This is a genomic window from Bacillus paranthracis, assembly GCF_001883995.1.
Taxonomy (GTDB): Bacteria; Bacillota; Bacilli; order Bacillales; family Bacillaceae_G; genus Bacillus_A; species Bacillus_A paranthracis.
In genome coordinates, this window is the sequence record NZ_MACE01000049.1 from 369,045 (window position 1) to 385,529 (window position 16,485).

Consider the following 16,485-nt stretch of genomic DNA (forward strand, 5'->3'; position numbering starts at 1 on the left):
TATACCCCTATTGAAAGTGTGCTTAGTTCTTCATTTACTGAAAAATATGAGATTTATATTTTGTATTTTTACAGATTTATCATCCGAAAAATTATTTTGATAATTCACACAAAAGTAGAAAAATATAATTTTCACACTGATTTCTCACCGTAAATTTATTTAAGTTCTATGTTGTCCCTATCATTATCCAATTCGTACACATTCTGTTATATAATGAATTTATCGAATTGACAGAAAAAGGAGCGATTTCATGCTACAACAACTATTCGCTTCACCTATTTTATCTATTCAAACTTTACACCCAGGTTATGAAGAACATGCAAGCGATGTGTTTCTTGTTAAAACAGCATTTGAAGAAGTTATTGTTCGTTCCTCAAAAATGACTGAAGAACCAAATAATGATTTTTGGTGGGGATGTAAAAACCTTTTTGGAATCGATCCAAGGAACGTACATCATTTAGAGCATATACACGAATTATTGAAAAAGCATACTAACTTGCCCATCCCCACTATTTTGCAAAAACATGTTTTAAATGGCCGGAAGTATGTTAGTGTCGAAAAACTAACAGGAAGTACGCTGCAATCCTTTGTCGGACAATCTGATTCAATTTTATTCAGCCTTGGAAAAGGACTAGCAGAAATTCATTCGTTTCAAGCAAAGTTTATAGGAAATCCATCAGGTACTTTCCAAGTTCCACTAGAAGAATGTAAGTCTCACATATTAAAAGTCAGTAAAGAACTTGTAAATAGGTTTTATTCCAATAATGCGAGCATCCGTAACGCATTTCCTACTTTTGAACAACAACTTTCTTCCTTACCGGTACCAAAGGAATCTACGCTCGTTTTAATTGATATGGACCCTACTCAGTTTTTATCAGATGGTACAACTATTACAGGTTTAGTAGATACAGAAGCTTATGCAGTTGCTCCCCGAGAATTTGATTTTATCGGCTTAGAATATGTATTTACAGAAAAGGAAGCTCATGCTTTTAAACAAGGTTATGAAACCATCATGCCTATTCCTAATCTTGTAGAATGTAGACGTCCTTATCGATATTTGTACCGTTTATTATCTGTTCAGGGCAGTGTGGAATTAGAAAAATGGCTAAGTCACCCATCCTATTTTTAAATTCGAAGGTGAGGGGTTATGAAATGGAAATTCAGAAAAAGTGTTCTTTAACAGAATGTGAAATACAACAAATGAAAGATTTAGCTCATATTTGCGGGCAACACGATCAAATTGATTACTGGTCAGATTTACATGTAAACTTTTTAACTGCTCGTAATAAAGAAGAGATACATGACTTTTTACTCTATGACGATACTCAATTAGTCGGTGCATTAAGTATGTATGACTTTGAAAGACCTACCAAACTTGAGTTAATAGGCTTTGTTCATCCGAACTATAGGAAACAATATATAGGTACTACTCTTTTACAAACCGCAATGAAAGAAATACGTTTAAGAGAGGCAGACGAAGCTCTTCTTATTATGAATGGGGAGTCTGCTTCTGGGAAAGCATTTGCAATACATATGAAGCTGCCTTATTTATATAGTGAATATAGTATGGAGTTCAAAGCAAATGAAGCGCAAAAAAGAACGAAGAATGCTATACAACTTACTCTTGCATCTTCAAAATCACTGCTTGATCTGATTGAAATTTCTAGTAAAGCGTTTGGAGATTCAGTAGAAAACACCGCTACATGGTTACAAAAGATGATGGATTCATCTTCCCATCAAGTTTACAGTGCTCTTATCGATGAAAAAGTGATAGGAACAATTACAGTTTCTAAAGAAGACCAATCTACTACACTATCAGGATTCGCCGTTCACCCTTCTTATCAAGGGAAAGGATACGGTAAAGATATTCTTACGTCCATGATACATACCCTTATTACAAAAGGAGTTTCAACAATTAAATTAGACGTCGAAACGAAAAATAACCATGCTTTAAAATTGTATACACAATGTGGTTTTGAAATGAAAGCGAAGTATGATTATTATAATGTAATGAATTTCGAGGTGAATGCATGTGTCTAAAAAACTAATTTATTCTGATTATGATATTTTCGCATCCATTTATAATAAACATTGGGGGCATTATGCTGAACACTCCTATCTACTTTTGGAAAAACTCATTTTACAATATGCACCACCACATTCTCATATTTTAGATCTTTGCTGCGGGACTGGTCACCTTACTAAGAAATTAATTGAGAATCATTTTGTAGTAACTGGTATAGATGGTTCTGCTCAAATGATTGAATACGCACGTCAAAACGCTCCAGACGCAGCCTTTATCGTCGATGATGCTCGCTATTTCAATATAAATGAGCAATTTCAATATGTTATCTCTACTGGCGATAGCTTAAACCATATTTTAAAATTAGATGAATTAAAAAGTGTTTTTCGTAATGTTTATTCTATATTACATAGTGAAGGTACATTCGTATTTGATATGAATATGGAAAAAGGTTTTCTAGAAAACTGGAGCGCTTCCTTTCACATTTCAGAAACGGAATATGTTTGTACAATCGATTCTACATATGATAATGACAATAAAAAAGCAGTCATGAACTTTATACTATTTCAACATGACATAGATAATAATTGGACAAGAAGTGACTTTTCTTTTGAAGAAGCTTGTTATTCCAATGAAGAAATAATTTCTTCGCTAGAATCCGTAGGTTTTAAGGACATTCAATCACACGGTACAAACAGAGCATTTTTCATTTGTCAAAAATAAAAAAAACTGAATCATAACGATTCAGTTTTTTCTTAGTATATTTACAATAGCAGTCGTTTCATTATTTTCTTTATATACACGTGGAATTCTTCTGTCTAACATACATGTAACTTCATAGTTAATTGTACCTAACATATCCGCTATTTCTTCTACTGCAATATTTTCTTCGCCTTGTTTACCGTAGAATACTACTTCGTCTCCCACTTGTACTGGCATTGCTTTTGAAACGTCTAACATGAGCTGATCCATACAAACACGACCAATAACAGGTACTCGAACTCCATTTATTAATGCATACCCTTTATTAGATAACTGACGGTTATAGCCATCCGCATAACCAATCGGTATAGTGGCAATCCATTCTTCACCAGTCGTTACATACGTATTCCCATAACTTACACCGCGATTTTTCTTTGCATGCTTAATATGAGCTACTTTTGATTTTAACGACAACGCAGGCTGCAGAGAAACAACTGAATGATCTACCTCTTTTGAAGGATACATTCCATAAATTCCAATACCTACACGAATCATATTTTGAAATGTATTGCTAAGCTCCATTGATCCTGCACTATTTGAACTATGAATATATGGGATATGAATTCCTAATTCTTTTGCTGTATTGACAGCTTTCTCAAATAAACTTGTTTGCATATTCGTATATGATTTATCGATTTCATCTGCCGTAGAGTAATGTGTAAACATTCCTACTACCTCTACATACTCCATACGTTTTAATTCCTCTAAAAATGGTTTAACCTCTTCTTCCTGTAAACCAATGCGACTCATTCCTGTATCAATTTTCACCTGAATCTGCGCCTTCTTTTGTAGACGGTTTGCGATTTCATTTATACCTTGTAAATCTTCACTTCTATAAACAGTCATCATTACATCATATTGAATTGCTTCTTCCGCAGATGCTACTGACGTATAGCCTAAAATTAAAATCGGCACGTTAATTCCTGCTTCTCTTAACTCTATCGCTTCATCTACAAATGCAACTGCAAGCTGATTTATTCCTGCTTCAATAGCAGCTTTCGCAACTTCAACTGCCCCATGACCATACCCATTCGCTTTTACAGCAGCCATCATTGCAATATTTTCATCATTCACTCTTTTTTTAAATTCTTTTACATTATGTTTTACTGCATTTAAGTCAACTTCAACAATTGTATCTCTTCCATATTTCAAACTCATTGGTCTAACTCCTAACTCAATAATTGCATTCCATTCTATTTCACGTTTCATATGACCTTTTACAATATAATACTTTTCAATATGCTAGTCAAACTACTAGAATTTTCGGAATTTTGAGTACGATATAATACCCTCAAGAAACTATTATATACGTAGAAGAGGAGAATTACAATGTTTGTACAATCTGCATTGCATCAACTTAAAGTTGCTGTTGATACTTCTATTCAAATGCTTAACCGATATAAAGAAGACGAATTAAAAATACAACCAATTCACTCGAAGCGATCATTATTTGAAATGTGTGCACATCTTTCTCTTATTTGCCATGCTGATTTACTCATTTTAAATGGTAGTACGGAAAAAGAGTTACGTACCTTTTATTTAGAACATACACCAGAAACAATTGCGTACATGCAACAAATAATGCTTGAAGGATACAACCTTCTCTCTAAAACATTTCTTTCCTATTCCCATGAAGAATTAGCGGCAGTTATGACTGCCTATTGGGGTGTTTCTTATTCTCGGTTTGAATGGTTACTTGAAATTGTTGCACACTTTTATCATCATCGTGGACAAATACATATTTTATTATGCGAGCACATTAAAGATCCTAACGTACCTTTATTTCAATAAAGGTACGTTAGACGACATAATGCTTTTCTAAGGCAAATAAAATACCACCTTCACTCGCCTTCTTTGTAACGAAATCAGCTCTTGTTTTTAACTCTTCTCCGCCATTCCCCATCGCAATACCTAATCCTACATACTCTAACATCTCAATATCATTGCTACCGTCACCAAAAGCAATGGCTTCTGATTTGCAAATGTTTAGGTGCTCTAATACCTTTTGAATTGCAGTTACCTTCGATACTTTATTATCTTCCAACACATTCATAACATAACCGTGAAAACGTTCAAACGTAAGTGCTGGATATCTTTCAAAAAATTTTTGAGCTTCTATTTCATCTGCATACAGACATAAACAATAGATTTCTTCTGACAAATCCCTGCTTTTTTCTGGATACTTCTCTAAATTCAACGTCTCGCTAAGCGCTTGCATTACACGCTCATTATCCGAAGCTATTCCGTTCATTGCAAAATCCTCGGTAAAATAAGAAATACCGTGACCATGTAATTCTGCAAACTCTGAGATATCATGAACGATTTCACTTGAAAGTACTGATTTATGTAGAACCGTTTCCTCACACTTAATATGTGCACCATTTGCAGAAATAATTGTATGTATGCCCAGCTCTTTAAATTGCGAACATAAGCTATATGGTCTCCCTGTAGTAACAACTACGTGAATCCCTTTTTCTATTAATCTTTGTATTGCTTCTTTTGTGCTCTCATGCATACTTCTATCAATTTCGCTTAAAAGCGTACCGTCAACATCAAAAAATACTACTTTGTACATAGATCTTTACATCCCGTCCAAATGATTCGTATCATTAATGAAATGTACTGTTTTTTGTTCGCCATCCATTTCAATTAAGCTTATTCCCGTATCTCCCATTTTAAAATAATAATCCATTGAAATGGGCATTTTGAAAAACGCACGTAATAGACTATTTATTACACCACCATGTGCAACAATTGCAATTCGGTCATACGTATTCTCTGTCACGATTTTAGAAAAGATGCCTTCTATTCTCATTCGAAACTCAATAAATGACTCCCCATTTTCAAATCGATCATGAAGAAACTGTGGCTCGGGATATTTCTTTGCTTCTTCAAATGAAAGACCTGCTTGCACTCCATTATTGAACTCCATTAATTCCTCTTCTAATTGAATTGGACACCCAATTCCCTCTGCTAACATTTCACCTGTTTCGCGAGCCCGTTTTAATGTACTTGCCCAAATGAAATCTGGCGGGAAATCTGCTTTCACTTTCTGTACAAGTCTTTGCACCTGCTCTCTTCCCTTTTCTGTTAATTCAAAGTCAGCTCGTCCTTCATGTACGTTTAAAATATCAGCTTCTGATTCTCCGTGGCGTATTAGTAGTATTTGCATGTTTCTTCACTCCCCTTTTCTCCTTAAAACCAAGAATAAATTTTAACATATTATTAGAAATTTTCAAAACAACAAAAGCAACCCCCATTCATAAGAGAATGAAAATTGCTTTTATTACTAACTAAATTTCTTTTAAACACTCTTTAGACTTTCCTCCTACTCCCCAATGCGAACTTGGGATTTCATTCACTAAAACACGGACTCGTCCAACATCTACATCCAAGTTTTTCGCGACTACTTCTGTAACATCAAATATTAGATTTTGAATTTGCTCTTGCTTTCTACCTTCTATTATTTGAATTTGTATAATGGGCATTTTTATCTCTCGCTTTACTATTTATTCACAAAACATCGCTACACTTCCCAAATCATCAAATTGTGCAATGATAGAATCTCCAGATTTAAATGCAATCGCTTCAGATAATGCTCCACTTAATACAATATCACCTTTTTTTAATCCTTCATTTTGTAAATCAAGTTTATTTACCGCCCAAGCGATTGCCTCTGCTGGATGTCCCAGCACAGCTGCTCCTGTCCCAGTCGTAGCAATCTTACCGTTCTTTGACATAACCATTCCTACATTTGCTAAATCTATATTCTTAACATCAATCCATTTGCTTCCTAACAAAAATTTTGAAGAGGAACAATTATCTGCTATTACATCAGGTAATGTAAATTTAAAATTCAAATATCTACTATCAATCACCTCTAAAGCTGGCGCAACATATTTTGTTGCCTTTAATACATCATCAGCTGTCACATTCGTTCCTTGTAAATCCTCACCTATTAAAAAAGCAATCTCTGGCTCTACTTTCGGATGAATCAACGTTTCATATTGCAATGGCTCCCATTCGAATGCAAGCATATCATGCAACAAATATCCGTAAATCGCTTCATCAATCCCCATCATTTGTTGTTTTGCCTTACTCGTTAATCCAAGTTTCACACCAACTCTTTTAGAACCTTCGCTCATTTTTTGTTCAATTAAACGTTTTTGCAGTTTATAAGCATCCTCTACTGTTAAATCAGGATGCTTATCCGTTACTTTTACTACTTCTTTTCTTTCCTTTTCAGCTTGAAGTAAATAGTCAATAATTTCTAAATCTGCCCCTTTCACTAAAGCCATATGTTACACCTCCATTTTTATCTTTGCTAATTCTGCAGCTACATCTAAAATCATATCCTCTTGTCCTCCAACTACTTTTCTTTTCCCCAGTTCTATTAAAATATCACGTGTGTCTACCTTAAAGCGTTGTGCCGCCCTTTCAGCATGTAATAAAAAACTAGAGTATACCCCTGCATATCCCATTACTAGACTACTTTTTTGAATTTCTTGTGGTACTGGTAATAAAGGGGCAACTATCTCCTCTGCGACATCCATCATCTTATATAAATCTATATCTAGCTTATATCCCATACGATCCAAAACAGCGAGCAATACTTCTGTTTGGGCATTTCCAGCTCCTGCGCCAAGACATCGTACACTTCCATCAATACGTGTCGCTCCTTCTTCAATTGCAGTAATTGTATTTGCTACTGCAACCGAAAGATTATTATGACCATGGAAACCAATTTCAATATTTAAAGATTGACGCAAAGCACGGATACGTTCACGTACTTCATGAGGCAATAAAGCTCCTGCAGAATCTGTTACATAAACTGCTTCTGCACCATAACTTTCCATAAGCTTTGCTTGTTCTACTAACTTTTCAACCGATGCAGAATGTGCCATCATTAAAAAACCGCACACTTCCATACCTAACTCACGCGCAAATTGAATATGCTGAGCGGAAACATCCGCTTCTGTTACATGTGTTGCTACACGAACTAGTTTCGCACCAATATTTGCAGCTTGCTTTAATTCATGAATCGTTCCAATACCAGGAATTAACAAGACAGCTATTTGAGCTTTCTTACACTCATCTACCGCAGCTTCAATGAGCTTCATTTCATTAACTAATGACTTCCCATATTGTAAAGTAGAGCCACCTAAACCATCTCCATGGCTCACTTCGATATAATGCATACCTGCCTCATCTAATGCCCTTGTTACAGATCGAACTTGCTCTTCTGTAAATTGATGTTTCATTACATGACTTCCATCACGTAAACAAACTTCCGTTATTCTGACTGGTCTTTCACTATTTCGCCTCATTCATTACACCTCTTTTCTTCTCTGAAATGATTTGCGTTGCAAATTCTTCACCTACTTTTAATGCTGCAGCTGTCATAATATCTAAATTACCGGCATAAGGAGGAAAATAATCTCCAGCTCCTTCAACTTCTAAAAATACAGTTACACGATTCCCATCAAACATTGGTTCTTGTTTCAAAGAGTAAGCAGGAACATACGTCCTAACCCGTTCTACCATTTTATGAATTGCTTCATAGATAGAAACCTCATCCATATCCTTAACTTCACAATAAATCGTATCTCTCATTAATATAGGTGGCTCTGCAGGGTTTAATATAATTATCGCCTTCCCCTTATCAGCCCCACCAACTTCTTCAATTCCACGCTTTGTCGTAATTGTAAATTCATCAATATTTGCTCTTGTACCTGGACCTGCACTTAAACTGGAAATTGTAGCAACGATTTCTGCATATGTAACATTCGCCACCTCATTAATAGCATGAACAATCGGGATTGTTGCTTGTCCCCCGCACGTAATCATATTAACGTTTTTCTTATCTAAAAAATTATTATTTCGAATAGCAGGACAAACAAATGGCCCATATGCAGCCGGTGTTAAGTCAATTACTATTTTTTCAAGCTCTTCTAACGTTTTCGCATGATACCTATGTGCTTTAGCTGAAGTTGCATCAAATACAATATCAGCTAAACTGGGATTATCAATAATCGCCTGTATTCCATTATCAAAAACCTCGTATCCGGCTTCTTTCGCCCTCTTTAAACCATCCGATTCTACATCTATTCCAATCATGGCATTGAGGTCTATGACTTCACTTTTTCTTAATTTATACATTAAATCCGTACCAATATTACCTGATCCAATTATGGCCGCCTTTACTTTCTGCACATCTATCCCACCTTTTCATAACATTTTAACCTATATGAATGTAACTGAAACCGATCCTAGTGAACCGAAGTCAGCTTGAATGCTATCTTTACTATTCACTGAGACTGCACCAGATAACGCCCCTGGTAAAATTAACTCTCCTGCTTTTAATTCAATATTAAATTCATGTATTTTATTAGCTAACCAAGCAATAGCTTGTGCAGGATGCCCTAATGCAGCAGCACCAGCCCCCGTGGCAATTAAACTATTATTTTTATAAAGTGTCATTCCAGTTGTACGTAAATCTACTTTATCGATGCTAGAAAATCTGTTCCCAATTACAACTTTTGCTGACGAGCCATTATCCGCTACTGTATCGACCAATTTTATTTTCCAATCGGAAATACGACTATCAATTATTTCAAGTGTAGGTACAACATACTTCGTTGCCATCAGTACATCAATATATGTAATATTAGGCCCTTTTAAATCTTTCTCTAAAACAAATCCTATTTCTGCTTCTATTTTCGGAGCTACAAAAGAACTTATTGAGATTGTACTTCCATTTTCTATTTTCATGTCATCTAACAAATGTCCATAATCTGGTTCATTTACCCCAAGCGTCTGCTGCATCGCAACACTCGTAAGTCCAACTTTCTTTCCGATTACATAACGCCCTTTCTCCAACTTTCTTTCTACTACTTCAAGTTGAATATTATATGCATCCTCAATAGATAAATTAGCATATCTCTCAGTAAAAGGAGGTATTCCTACACGTGAATCTTCAGCCTGTAATAGTTCATCAGCTAATTCTTTAATTAACAATTGCTCTCACCTCATTTTTAAAAATTTATATATATGTCCAATCCACTACATTGTAACTAGCCCCCACCCATCGACTTATTTTCATAAACATTAAATGAGGGCTCTTTGTAATTAAGTTAAAATATTATCCTTATAATTTCATCGTTACCGTTTTAGCTTCCGTATAAAATTCGAAACTATGACGTCCACCTTCTCTACCAATTCCACTTGCCTTCGAACCGCCAAATGGCGTACGTAAATCTCGGACATACCAGCAATTAATCCATAGTAAACCTGAATCAATTTGTGAAACCACTCGTTGTGCTCGTCTAAGATTATTTGTCCAAACAACTCCAGCTAGTCCATAAATGGAATCATTCGCAATGCGAATTGCATCCTCCTCCGTTTTAAATGGAATAACAACTAGAACTGGACCAAATATCTCTTCCTGCGCTACACGCATACTGTTATCAACATCATATAGAATAGTAGGTTCATAAAAGTTTCCTTCTACTAGACTCTCTACTCTTTTTCCACCATAGGCTAATTTTGCCCCTTCTGAAGTTCCTATTTCTACATAACGATTAACTGTTTCTAAATGAGATTTTGATACAAGCGCTCCCATATCTGTCTCTTCAGAAAGAGGATCTCCAACTTTTATTCTTTTTACAGCCTCTACAAATTTCTCTAAAAACTGTTCATATACACTTTCTTGCACTAGTAATCTTGAACCAGCTAAACAAATTTCTCCTTGATTCCGATAAATAGCTTCAATTGAGCCTTGTACTGCTTCATCTAAATCCGCATCTTCAAATACGATATTCGCTGATTTACCTCCTAGTTCTAATGAAACAGGTATTAAGTTCTCTGATGCATTACGCATAATTGTCTTGCCTGTATTACTTTCTCCAACAAATGAAATTCTTCTAACAGCTGGATGTGTTGTCATTTTTGTCCCAACAGTATTTCCCGGACCTGTAATAATATTAAGTACACCTGGTGGTAGTCCTGCATCATTTGCAATTTCACCAAGCATAACTGCACTTAATGGAGTATAAGAGGCCGGTTTGACAACTACAGTATTACCAGAAGCAAGTGCCGCTGATGCTTTCCATGTCATTTGCATAAATGGCAAATTCCAAGGAATGATTAAACTTGTCACTCCCGCAGGAGCATACTTTGCATATGACATAAAATTATGTTTGTCATAGTGCTCGTGCACCATATATTTAGCCATTTCAGCAAAGAAGCGAAAATTATGAGCCGAACGTGGTATATCGAATCCTTTACTTTCTTTAATTGGCTTTCCCACATCCAGAGTTTCTATATAAGCTAGCTCATCCACTCTTTCCATAATCAAATCCGACATTTTGCATAAAATATTTGATCGCTCTTCCACAGGCATTTTACTCCAAATACCGCTTTTAAATGTACGTTCTGCCACATCAATTGCTCTTTTGGTGTCCTCTTCATTTGCCTTTGCAATAGATGCAAGCTTTCTATTCGTTGCTGGATTGAACGTATCAAACGTTTCACCACATACAGAATCCACATACTGTCCATCAATAAACAATTTCGCATCTTTCACTTTCAGTTTGTCCGCTAATAATTCTTTGTTCACCTTCTTTACCTCCTACTCCTCAATTTCTAAAACCATCTCAATTTCAATTGTTGTATTATTAGGTAACTGAGCCATACCGACTGCTGAGCGAGCATGTTTCCCCTTTTCTCCAAATATATCTACTAATACATCCGATGCACCGTTCATTACTTTTGGCTGATTAATAAAGTCTTCCGTACTATTTACAAAACCAAGTATTTTTACAATTCGTTTTACCTTATTTAAATCACCTAGTTCATTTCTCACAACACTTAACAAATTCAACATCGATTGCCTTGCCGCTTTATACCCTTCATCAATTGAAATATCTTTTCCTAATTTCCCGTGATACTCATCTACACCTTGTCCAGCAGTAAATAATAAGTTACCTACTCTTACACAACTAACATAATTTCCAACTGCCGGGCGAATAGCTGGTAGTGTAATTCCCAACTCACTTAGTTTATCCTCAGGTGTTTGTACTCTCTGCATATGCTACACCTCGTTTTTTTATATCAATATTTAAAAATTCCGCAGCATTTCCCCCAAGCATTGCTGCTTTTTGTTCCTCTGATAAACTGGCTGTTTCATCAATCACTTTACCCGGATCAACTTCTCGCAATAAAAATGGATAATCTGAACCCATGAAAATCTTTTCATGCCCAAACCTTTCAATCATATATTTCAAATTAATAGGATCATAATTTAAAGAATCAAAATAAAATTTCTTTGCATAATAACTAGGAGGATGCGTAGTCAATCGTAAATGCGGCCATACTTTCCAGCCTTGATCTAACCTTGGCAAAATATATGGGAAAGAGCCGCCGCCATGCGCAAAACAAACCTTTAGCAGTGGAAACTTCTCCATTATTCCACTCCATACTAATGTAGCTGCCGCAAGTGCCGTTTCACTCGGCATCCCAACTGTATACATAAAATTATGATGTGGCATTCTATCACGCCCTAATGTTTCCCATGGATGAATAAAAATCGGAACTTGCCATTTTTCAGCCATTCGAAAAAATTCAATAAACGATGGGTCATCTAAATTTTTTCCATTTACGTTTGTACCAATTTCAATACCATGTAAATTTAATTCCGTTATACAACGCTCCATTTCACGAATCGCAGTTTCTCCATCTTGCATCGGAACCGTTCCTAACCCTACAAAACGATTTGGATATGCTAAAACTGTTTCTGCAATAAAATCATTTTGAATACGTGCCATACTTTCGGCTTCCTCTGGTTTTGCCCAATACGAAAATGTAACGGGGATTGGTGATAGAACTTGAATATCAACACCTTCACGATCCATATCTTCAATTCTTTTCTTAGGACACCATACTTGGTCTGTCACGTCTCGAAAATTTTTACCTCCAACCATAATACTTGCACCACATGTACAAGTCCGATTTAATATCGGCCAACGACCGCCACCAAACTTCTCTTCAAAATCTGGAAAAGTTTCAGGAATAATATGTGTATGAAAATCTATTCGCACTTCCATTCCTCCACTTCCTCTGGCATAATATGACCGCAGTTTTTACACGCTCGAATTTCTTTATTTGAATTAAAACTATGAATTGCTTCTTTTACTTGTTTTTCAATATCACTTAATTGGACGCGTACACGATGCATTTCATGATTACACTCATCACAGAACCAAACGAAATCCTCAAGTTCTCCTTGGCTACGTTTTCTTTCAATTACGAGCCCATATGTGTTAGCAACGCGATGTGGTGAATGCGGTACCATAGCTGGGAGCATAAATACATCCCCTTCTTTTACTGTGACGACTTCCCGCTTCCCTTCTTCTGTAATACATTCCACATAACATTCACCTTTAATTTGATAGAAAAATTCATCTGAAGGATCTACATGGAAATCACGTCTTCTATTTGGACCACCTAATATCATGGCGATAAACTCTGAATCTTGCCAAATAACTTTGTTATTTACTGGTGGCTTCAATAACTCCTTATTCTCATCAATCCATTTTAGTAAATTAAAAGATTGCAATGTTTTAGACATACTATTTCCTCCTTATAATTCCTTTTTATTTATATCGTTTTAAAAGACCAACCGAGTAAAGAACTAGACTTTTGCAAATCCCCATGATAGATATAATCTCTAATTCTCGTTGAAGATATTCGCTCACCTTCATCACAGCAAACATCTTTCACTATAGAAAGGTTGAATTGTTCTCTTAGTAGCTCAATATTTCCCTCACGATTTTTTCCAAACCTAAAATCTTGACCAATAAAAATTTCTACAGGGCTTAACCTTTTTATATCTTGAATAAAGCAACTCGCACTTTTTGTTATATAAGACTCATCAAACCGAATTACAATCACATGTTCAACACCAAGGTTTTGAATACGTTTCACTTTCTCATCAATAGTCGTTAATACTTGCGCTCCTTGAAAATATGAGCGTGGTGGTGGATCAAATGTGTACACAACATTTGTTATCTTTAATGCTTTTGCCTTCTCAACCGCATTTTTAATTACGGCTTGATGACCTTTATGCACACCATCAAATGCTCCAATTGAAACAATAGATTCCGTTAATTCAGGTATACACTGCTCATGTATATAAATGATACTCATCTCTTTTCTTCTAAAGTTAAATTTCCAAATAACCAAATTCCTTTGAAATCAAATTTGCCGTATTCATCACACTTTGAATTATGATTTCACGGTTACTTCCTTGCATATACGATATAGGTCCAACAATATTAAGTGCCGCAATAGTTCTCCCAGTATAAGATCGAATAGGAGCTGCAATTCCATACAGTCCATGCTCATTTTCGTTATCACTAATTGAATAACCTTGCTTACGAATTTTCTGTAACTCTGTTTGGAATTGTTTGACACATGTAATGGTATTGGGTGCTCGTCGTAAAAGCCCTTTTTCTGAAGTATATTCTAAGGGTGATGAATGAAATGAAAGCAGCACTTTCCCTGTGCTTGTACAATATGCAGGTTCTCTTGATCCAACATGTGTTGAAATTTGAACGGACTCCTTCGATGAAACTTTCAATATAAATACAACATCACCACGGTCAAACATACCGATATGCACAGTACCACTAAAATTTCTTACTAGCTCTTCAACAAGCGGAATCGCTCCACTATATATCTCTTGCTGAAACATGACTTGATTTCCCCACTCTAACAATTTCCAACCTAATCTATATTTTCTTTGCTCATCTTGTATGAGCATTCCTTCTGCACACAACGTACGAACAAGATGGTGAACCGTACTTGCATTCATATTTAGCTTTTCCGCTATTTCCGAATTACCTAGCACAGGCTCATCACTTGTGAAACAATTTAGAATTTTGCAAATTTTACTGATGGAAGCGATCAAATCATATACCTCCCCTATTCCAGTTACAGTTCTCACGTTCTAGATATTGTTAAAAATATAAGAAGAATTACATCCTAACAGTAAAATTCTTTCTATTATCTATTGCTCCTTCCTTTTCCAAACAAAAATGTAAGCGCAAACATTTTTATTTAACTTAAGGCCCCTTCAGATGAACTCGATTGCAACGCATTGTTCACAAGTGAAAAAGTTTGTTGTTTTTTGTACGCATTATAAAACATTCCCATTTTACGCACCGGATCTCCAGAATAATAACGCTCATATTGTAATAACCGTTGTCCAAAAGCCTCACCACATAAGTCCCATGCTAATTTAAACAAACGAACCCGTTCCTCAGAGGATACTCCTTCACGCCCGATATAATACTTTTGCATATCATCATGAATCTCGGGGTTCATAAAATCAGCACCTGTCGGTGACATTAATAATCCACCCGCACCTATAGTTTGAATAATCTCAATAGCCCGCGGATACATCTTAGGTAATAAACTGCGTATCGTATCAAGCGGTAACCTCGCAGGAATAACTTCTCCATATGAATTCGTTTCATACTCATATTCAGCTACTTGCAGGAGAGCACGTATCGTTTCAACATCTTGCATAAGCTCTGCTAGCTGGTTTTGTACATTTAAAAAACCATCTACTCCAATCGAATCTGCTAATTTCATAGCTACTTCAGCTGCAAAAGATAGTTTTACTAACCCTCTTACCCCAGATTGATGTGCTGGTTGATGACCAATTCCGGTTTTAGGATACAATTGATTCCCAGCTTCCACACTTTGATAAATAAATACTTTATCCCACGGGATAAACACATTATGAAATACTAGTAATGCATCCATTTCCTCAAACCTTGATGCGAGTGGATGATCAAATAAAGATCGTTTTCCATCTTGCATTGGCTCACGACATAGAATTCTTAGACCTGGTGCGTCAATTGGAACTGCAAAAGAAATTGCATGACGTTCATCACCTGGCTTAAAACTTGGATAGGAATATATTATTACCTCATCCGTAATCGGCGCCAGTGTCGCTAACATTTTAGCACCACTAACATACATTCCTTCCGCTGTTTCACTTACTACCCCTAAATGCATTGTTTCATCTTCTTGTTGATGGGAGGCCTTACTCCGATCATTTTGCGGATTAATAATTGCGTGTGTTAAAAACAAATCATTATCCCTTATATGTTTATAATAATTTTTTATATTCGCTCCCCATTCTGGATTAAACTTCTCAAAAAACCACGAATTACTTGCCATTGAAGTAACCGTTACATTTAAAAAATCAGGTGTTCTACCCATTAAACCATAAGTGGCTTTTGCCCACACTTCAAATAATTCGCGGCGTACTTTTAAATCATCATAATTTCTCGGTACTAAAAATGCATTTGATACCCTTTCTCCTGTCTCTTCGCATATATGAGTAATCTTATCTTGATATTCTGGATTGTGCTGCATATCATATAAGTTCGCAATTTGTATAATTGGTTCACGAAAAACATCTTCATTTACTACATCCGTTACTTTTCTTCCTCCAATCCAAATTTCAGGATTTCTTTTTCGCAACCCTTCAATATACTGTTCCCCTGTTCTAATTGCCATTCTTTCCCCTCCAATTTCCAATAATAATATACTAAAAAGTTTAGAAATTTTACCAGATGACTGAATTTTCAATCATTATATCAATTCTATTTCTTACAGATTCTCCTTTA

The 16,485-nt window shown here is 35.7% G+C and carries 19 protein-coding genes; 4 read left to right on the forward strand and 15 right to left on the reverse strand.

Annotation, left to right across the window (positions count from 1 at the left end; all coding sequences use genetic code 11):
- Positions 1-250 precede the first annotated feature (250 nt).
- The 3 genes from BAQ46_RS18945 to BAQ46_RS18955 are packed head-to-tail and all read left to right on the forward strand — an operon-like array spanning position 251 to position 2,746.
- On the forward strand, positions 251-1,129 hold the full coding sequence (locus BAQ46_RS18945) for a nitrate reductase (RefSeq protein ID WP_071742455.1): 879 nt from the start codon (positions 251-253) through the stop codon (positions 1,127-1,129).
- A 23-nt stretch (positions 1,130-1,152) separates the two neighbouring features.
- The gene (locus BAQ46_RS18950) at positions 1,153-2,040 is read left to right on the forward strand and encodes a GNAT family N-acetyltransferase (RefSeq protein WP_071742457.1); all 888 of its coding nucleotides are present in this window, start codon (positions 1,153-1,155) and stop codon (positions 2,038-2,040) included.
- The gene (locus tag BAQ46_RS18955; RefSeq protein ID WP_071742461.1) at positions 2,033-2,746 is read left to right on the forward strand and encodes a class I SAM-dependent DNA methyltransferase; all 714 of its coding nucleotides are present in this window, start codon (positions 2,033-2,035) and stop codon (positions 2,744-2,746) included. Before BAQ46_RS18950 ends, BAQ46_RS18955 begins: the two co-directional genes overlap by 8 nt.
- Before the next feature lie 21 nt (positions 2,747-2,767).
- On the opposite strand, the gene alr is transcribed toward BAQ46_RS18955, so the two are convergent.
- Complete coding sequence (gene alr / locus BAQ46_RS18960) at positions 2,768-3,943, reverse strand: alanine racemase (protein ID WP_071742699.1); 1,176 nt, start codon at positions 3,941-3,943, stop codon at positions 2,768-2,770.
- A gap of 171 nt (positions 3,944-4,114) precedes the next feature.
- Between alr and BAQ46_RS18965 the strand changes: the two genes are divergently transcribed.
- Positions 4,115-4,576 carry a DinB family protein gene (locus BAQ46_RS18965; protein WP_071742463.1) on the forward strand — a complete coding sequence of 154 codons (462 nt, stop codon included), beginning with the start codon at positions 4,115-4,117 and terminating at the stop codon, positions 4,574-4,576.
- A 7-nt stretch (positions 4,577-4,583) separates the two neighbouring features.
- On the opposite strand, the gene BAQ46_RS18970 is transcribed toward BAQ46_RS18965, so the two are convergent.
- The 14 genes from BAQ46_RS18970 to BAQ46_RS19035 all read right to left on the reverse strand — a co-directional run bounded on the left by BAQ46_RS18970 (position 4,584) and on the right by BAQ46_RS19035 (position 16,375).
- Entirely contained in the window at positions 4,584-5,360 is a 777-nt protein-coding gene (locus BAQ46_RS18970) for a Cof-type HAD-IIB family hydrolase (protein WP_071742464.1), read from the reverse strand.
- A 6-nt stretch (positions 5,361-5,366) separates the two neighbouring features.
- Positions 5,367-5,957: a histidine phosphatase family protein gene (locus tag BAQ46_RS18975; protein ID WP_071742466.1), complete on the reverse strand. Its 591-nt coding sequence runs from the start codon at positions 5,955-5,957 to the stop codon at positions 5,367-5,369.
- A gap of 121 nt (positions 5,958-6,078) precedes the next feature.
- On the reverse strand, positions 6,079-6,279 hold the full coding sequence (locus tag BAQ46_RS18980; RefSeq protein WP_254916606.1) for a 4-oxalocrotonate tautomerase: 201 nt from the start codon (positions 6,277-6,279) through the stop codon (positions 6,079-6,081).
- A 15-nt stretch (positions 6,280-6,294) separates the two neighbouring features.
- Positions 6,295-7,083 carry a 2-keto-4-pentenoate hydratase gene (locus BAQ46_RS18985; RefSeq protein ID WP_001229803.1) on the reverse strand — a complete coding sequence of 263 codons (789 nt, stop codon included), beginning with the start codon at positions 7,081-7,083 and terminating at the stop codon, positions 6,295-6,297.
- Positions 7,084-7,086: 3 nt separating this feature from the next.
- Positions 7,087-8,112, reverse strand: coding sequence for a 4-hydroxy-2-oxovalerate aldolase (gene dmpG, locus BAQ46_RS18990; protein ID WP_071742468.1), 1,026 nt, complete (start codon positions 8,110-8,112; stop codon positions 7,087-7,089).
- Complete coding sequence (locus BAQ46_RS18995; protein WP_071742469.1) at positions 8,099-8,998, reverse strand: acetaldehyde dehydrogenase (acetylating); 900 nt, start codon at positions 8,996-8,998, stop codon at positions 8,099-8,101. The genes dmpG and BAQ46_RS18995 overlap by 14 nt, the downstream gene beginning before the upstream one ends.
- A gap of 30 nt (positions 8,999-9,028) precedes the next feature.
- On the reverse strand, positions 9,029-9,802 hold the full coding sequence (locus tag BAQ46_RS19000; RefSeq protein WP_071742471.1) for a 2-keto-4-pentenoate hydratase: 774 nt from the start codon (positions 9,800-9,802) through the stop codon (positions 9,029-9,031).
- 130 nt (positions 9,803-9,932) lie between these two features.
- Complete coding sequence (locus tag BAQ46_RS19005) at positions 9,933-11,402, reverse strand: aldehyde dehydrogenase (protein ID WP_001031170.1); 1,470 nt, start codon at positions 11,400-11,402, stop codon at positions 9,933-9,935.
- A gap of 12 nt (positions 11,403-11,414) precedes the next feature.
- A complete protein-coding gene (locus BAQ46_RS19010) occupies positions 11,415-11,873 on the reverse strand; it encodes a RidA family protein (protein ID WP_001190048.1) in 459 nt (152 codons plus the stop codon).
- Positions 11,851-12,888, reverse strand: coding sequence for an amidohydrolase family protein (locus BAQ46_RS19015; RefSeq protein WP_071742473.1), 1,038 nt, complete (start codon positions 12,886-12,888; stop codon positions 11,851-11,853). The genes BAQ46_RS19010 and BAQ46_RS19015 overlap by 23 nt, the downstream gene beginning before the upstream one ends.
- Entirely contained in the window at positions 12,873-13,412 is a 540-nt protein-coding gene (gene nbaC, locus BAQ46_RS19020; protein ID WP_000047733.1) for a 3-hydroxyanthranilate 3,4-dioxygenase, read from the reverse strand. The genes BAQ46_RS19015 and nbaC overlap by 16 nt, the downstream gene beginning before the upstream one ends.
- 29 nt (positions 13,413-13,441) lie before the next feature.
- A complete protein-coding gene (locus BAQ46_RS19025) occupies positions 13,442-13,990 on the reverse strand; it encodes an FAD synthetase family protein (protein WP_000022929.1) in 549 nt (182 codons plus the stop codon).
- A 16-nt stretch (positions 13,991-14,006) separates the two neighbouring features.
- Entirely contained in the window at positions 14,007-14,753 is a 747-nt protein-coding gene (locus tag BAQ46_RS19030) for an IclR family transcriptional regulator (RefSeq protein ID WP_000561976.1), read from the reverse strand.
- Positions 14,754-14,902: 149 nt separating this feature from the next.
- Entirely contained in the window at positions 14,903-16,375 is a 1,473-nt protein-coding gene (locus BAQ46_RS19035; RefSeq protein ID WP_071742475.1) for a 4-hydroxyphenylacetate 3-hydroxylase family protein, read from the reverse strand.
- Positions 16,376-16,485 lie beyond the last annotated feature (110 nt).

Bases quoted from the DNA above. Each gene is read 5' to 3' on its own strand.
- BAQ46_RS18945 (WP_071742455.1), top strand. From the start codon at position 251: ATGCTACAACAACTATTCGCTTCACCTATTTTATCTATTCAAACTTTA.
- BAQ46_RS18950 (WP_071742457.1), top strand. From the start codon at position 1,153: ATGGAAATTCAGAAAAAGTGTTCTTTAACAGAATGTGAAATACAACAA.
- alr (WP_071742699.1), bottom strand. From the start codon at position 3,943: ATGAGTTTGAAATATGGAAGAGATACAATTGTTGAAGTTGACTTAAAT.
- BAQ46_RS18965 (WP_071742463.1), top strand. From the start codon at position 4,115: ATGTTTGTACAATCTGCATTGCATCAACTTAAAGTTGCTGTTGATACT.
- BAQ46_RS18970 (WP_071742464.1), bottom strand. From the start codon at position 5,360: ATGTACAAAGTAGTATTTTTTGATGTTGACGGTACGCTTTTAAGCGAA.
- BAQ46_RS18975 (WP_071742466.1), bottom strand. From the start codon at position 5,957: ATGCAAATACTACTAATACGCCACGGAGAATCAGAAGCTGATATTTTA.
- BAQ46_RS18985 (WP_001229803.1), bottom strand. From the start codon at position 7,083: ATGGCTTTAGTGAAAGGGGCAGATTTAGAAATTATTGACTATTTACTT.
- dmpG (WP_071742468.1), bottom strand. From the start codon at position 8,112: ATGAGGCGAAATAGTGAAAGACCAGTCAGAATAACGGAAGTTTGTTTA.
- BAQ46_RS19010 (WP_001190048.1), bottom strand. From the start codon at position 11,873: ATGCAGAGAGTACAAACACCTGAGGATAAACTAAGTGAGTTGGGAATT.
- BAQ46_RS19015 (WP_071742473.1), bottom strand. From the start codon at position 12,888: ATGGAAGTGCGAATAGATTTTCATACACATATTATTCCTGAAACTTTT.
- nbaC (WP_000047733.1), bottom strand. From the start codon at position 13,412: ATGTCTAAAACATTGCAATCTTTTAATTTACTAAAATGGATTGATGAG.
- BAQ46_RS19025 (WP_000022929.1), bottom strand. From the start codon at position 13,990: ATGAGTATCATTTATATACATGAGCAGTGTATACCTGAATTAACGGAA.
- BAQ46_RS19035 (WP_071742475.1), bottom strand. From the start codon at position 16,375: ATGGCAATTAGAACAGGGGAACAGTATATTGAAGGGTTGCGAAAAAGA.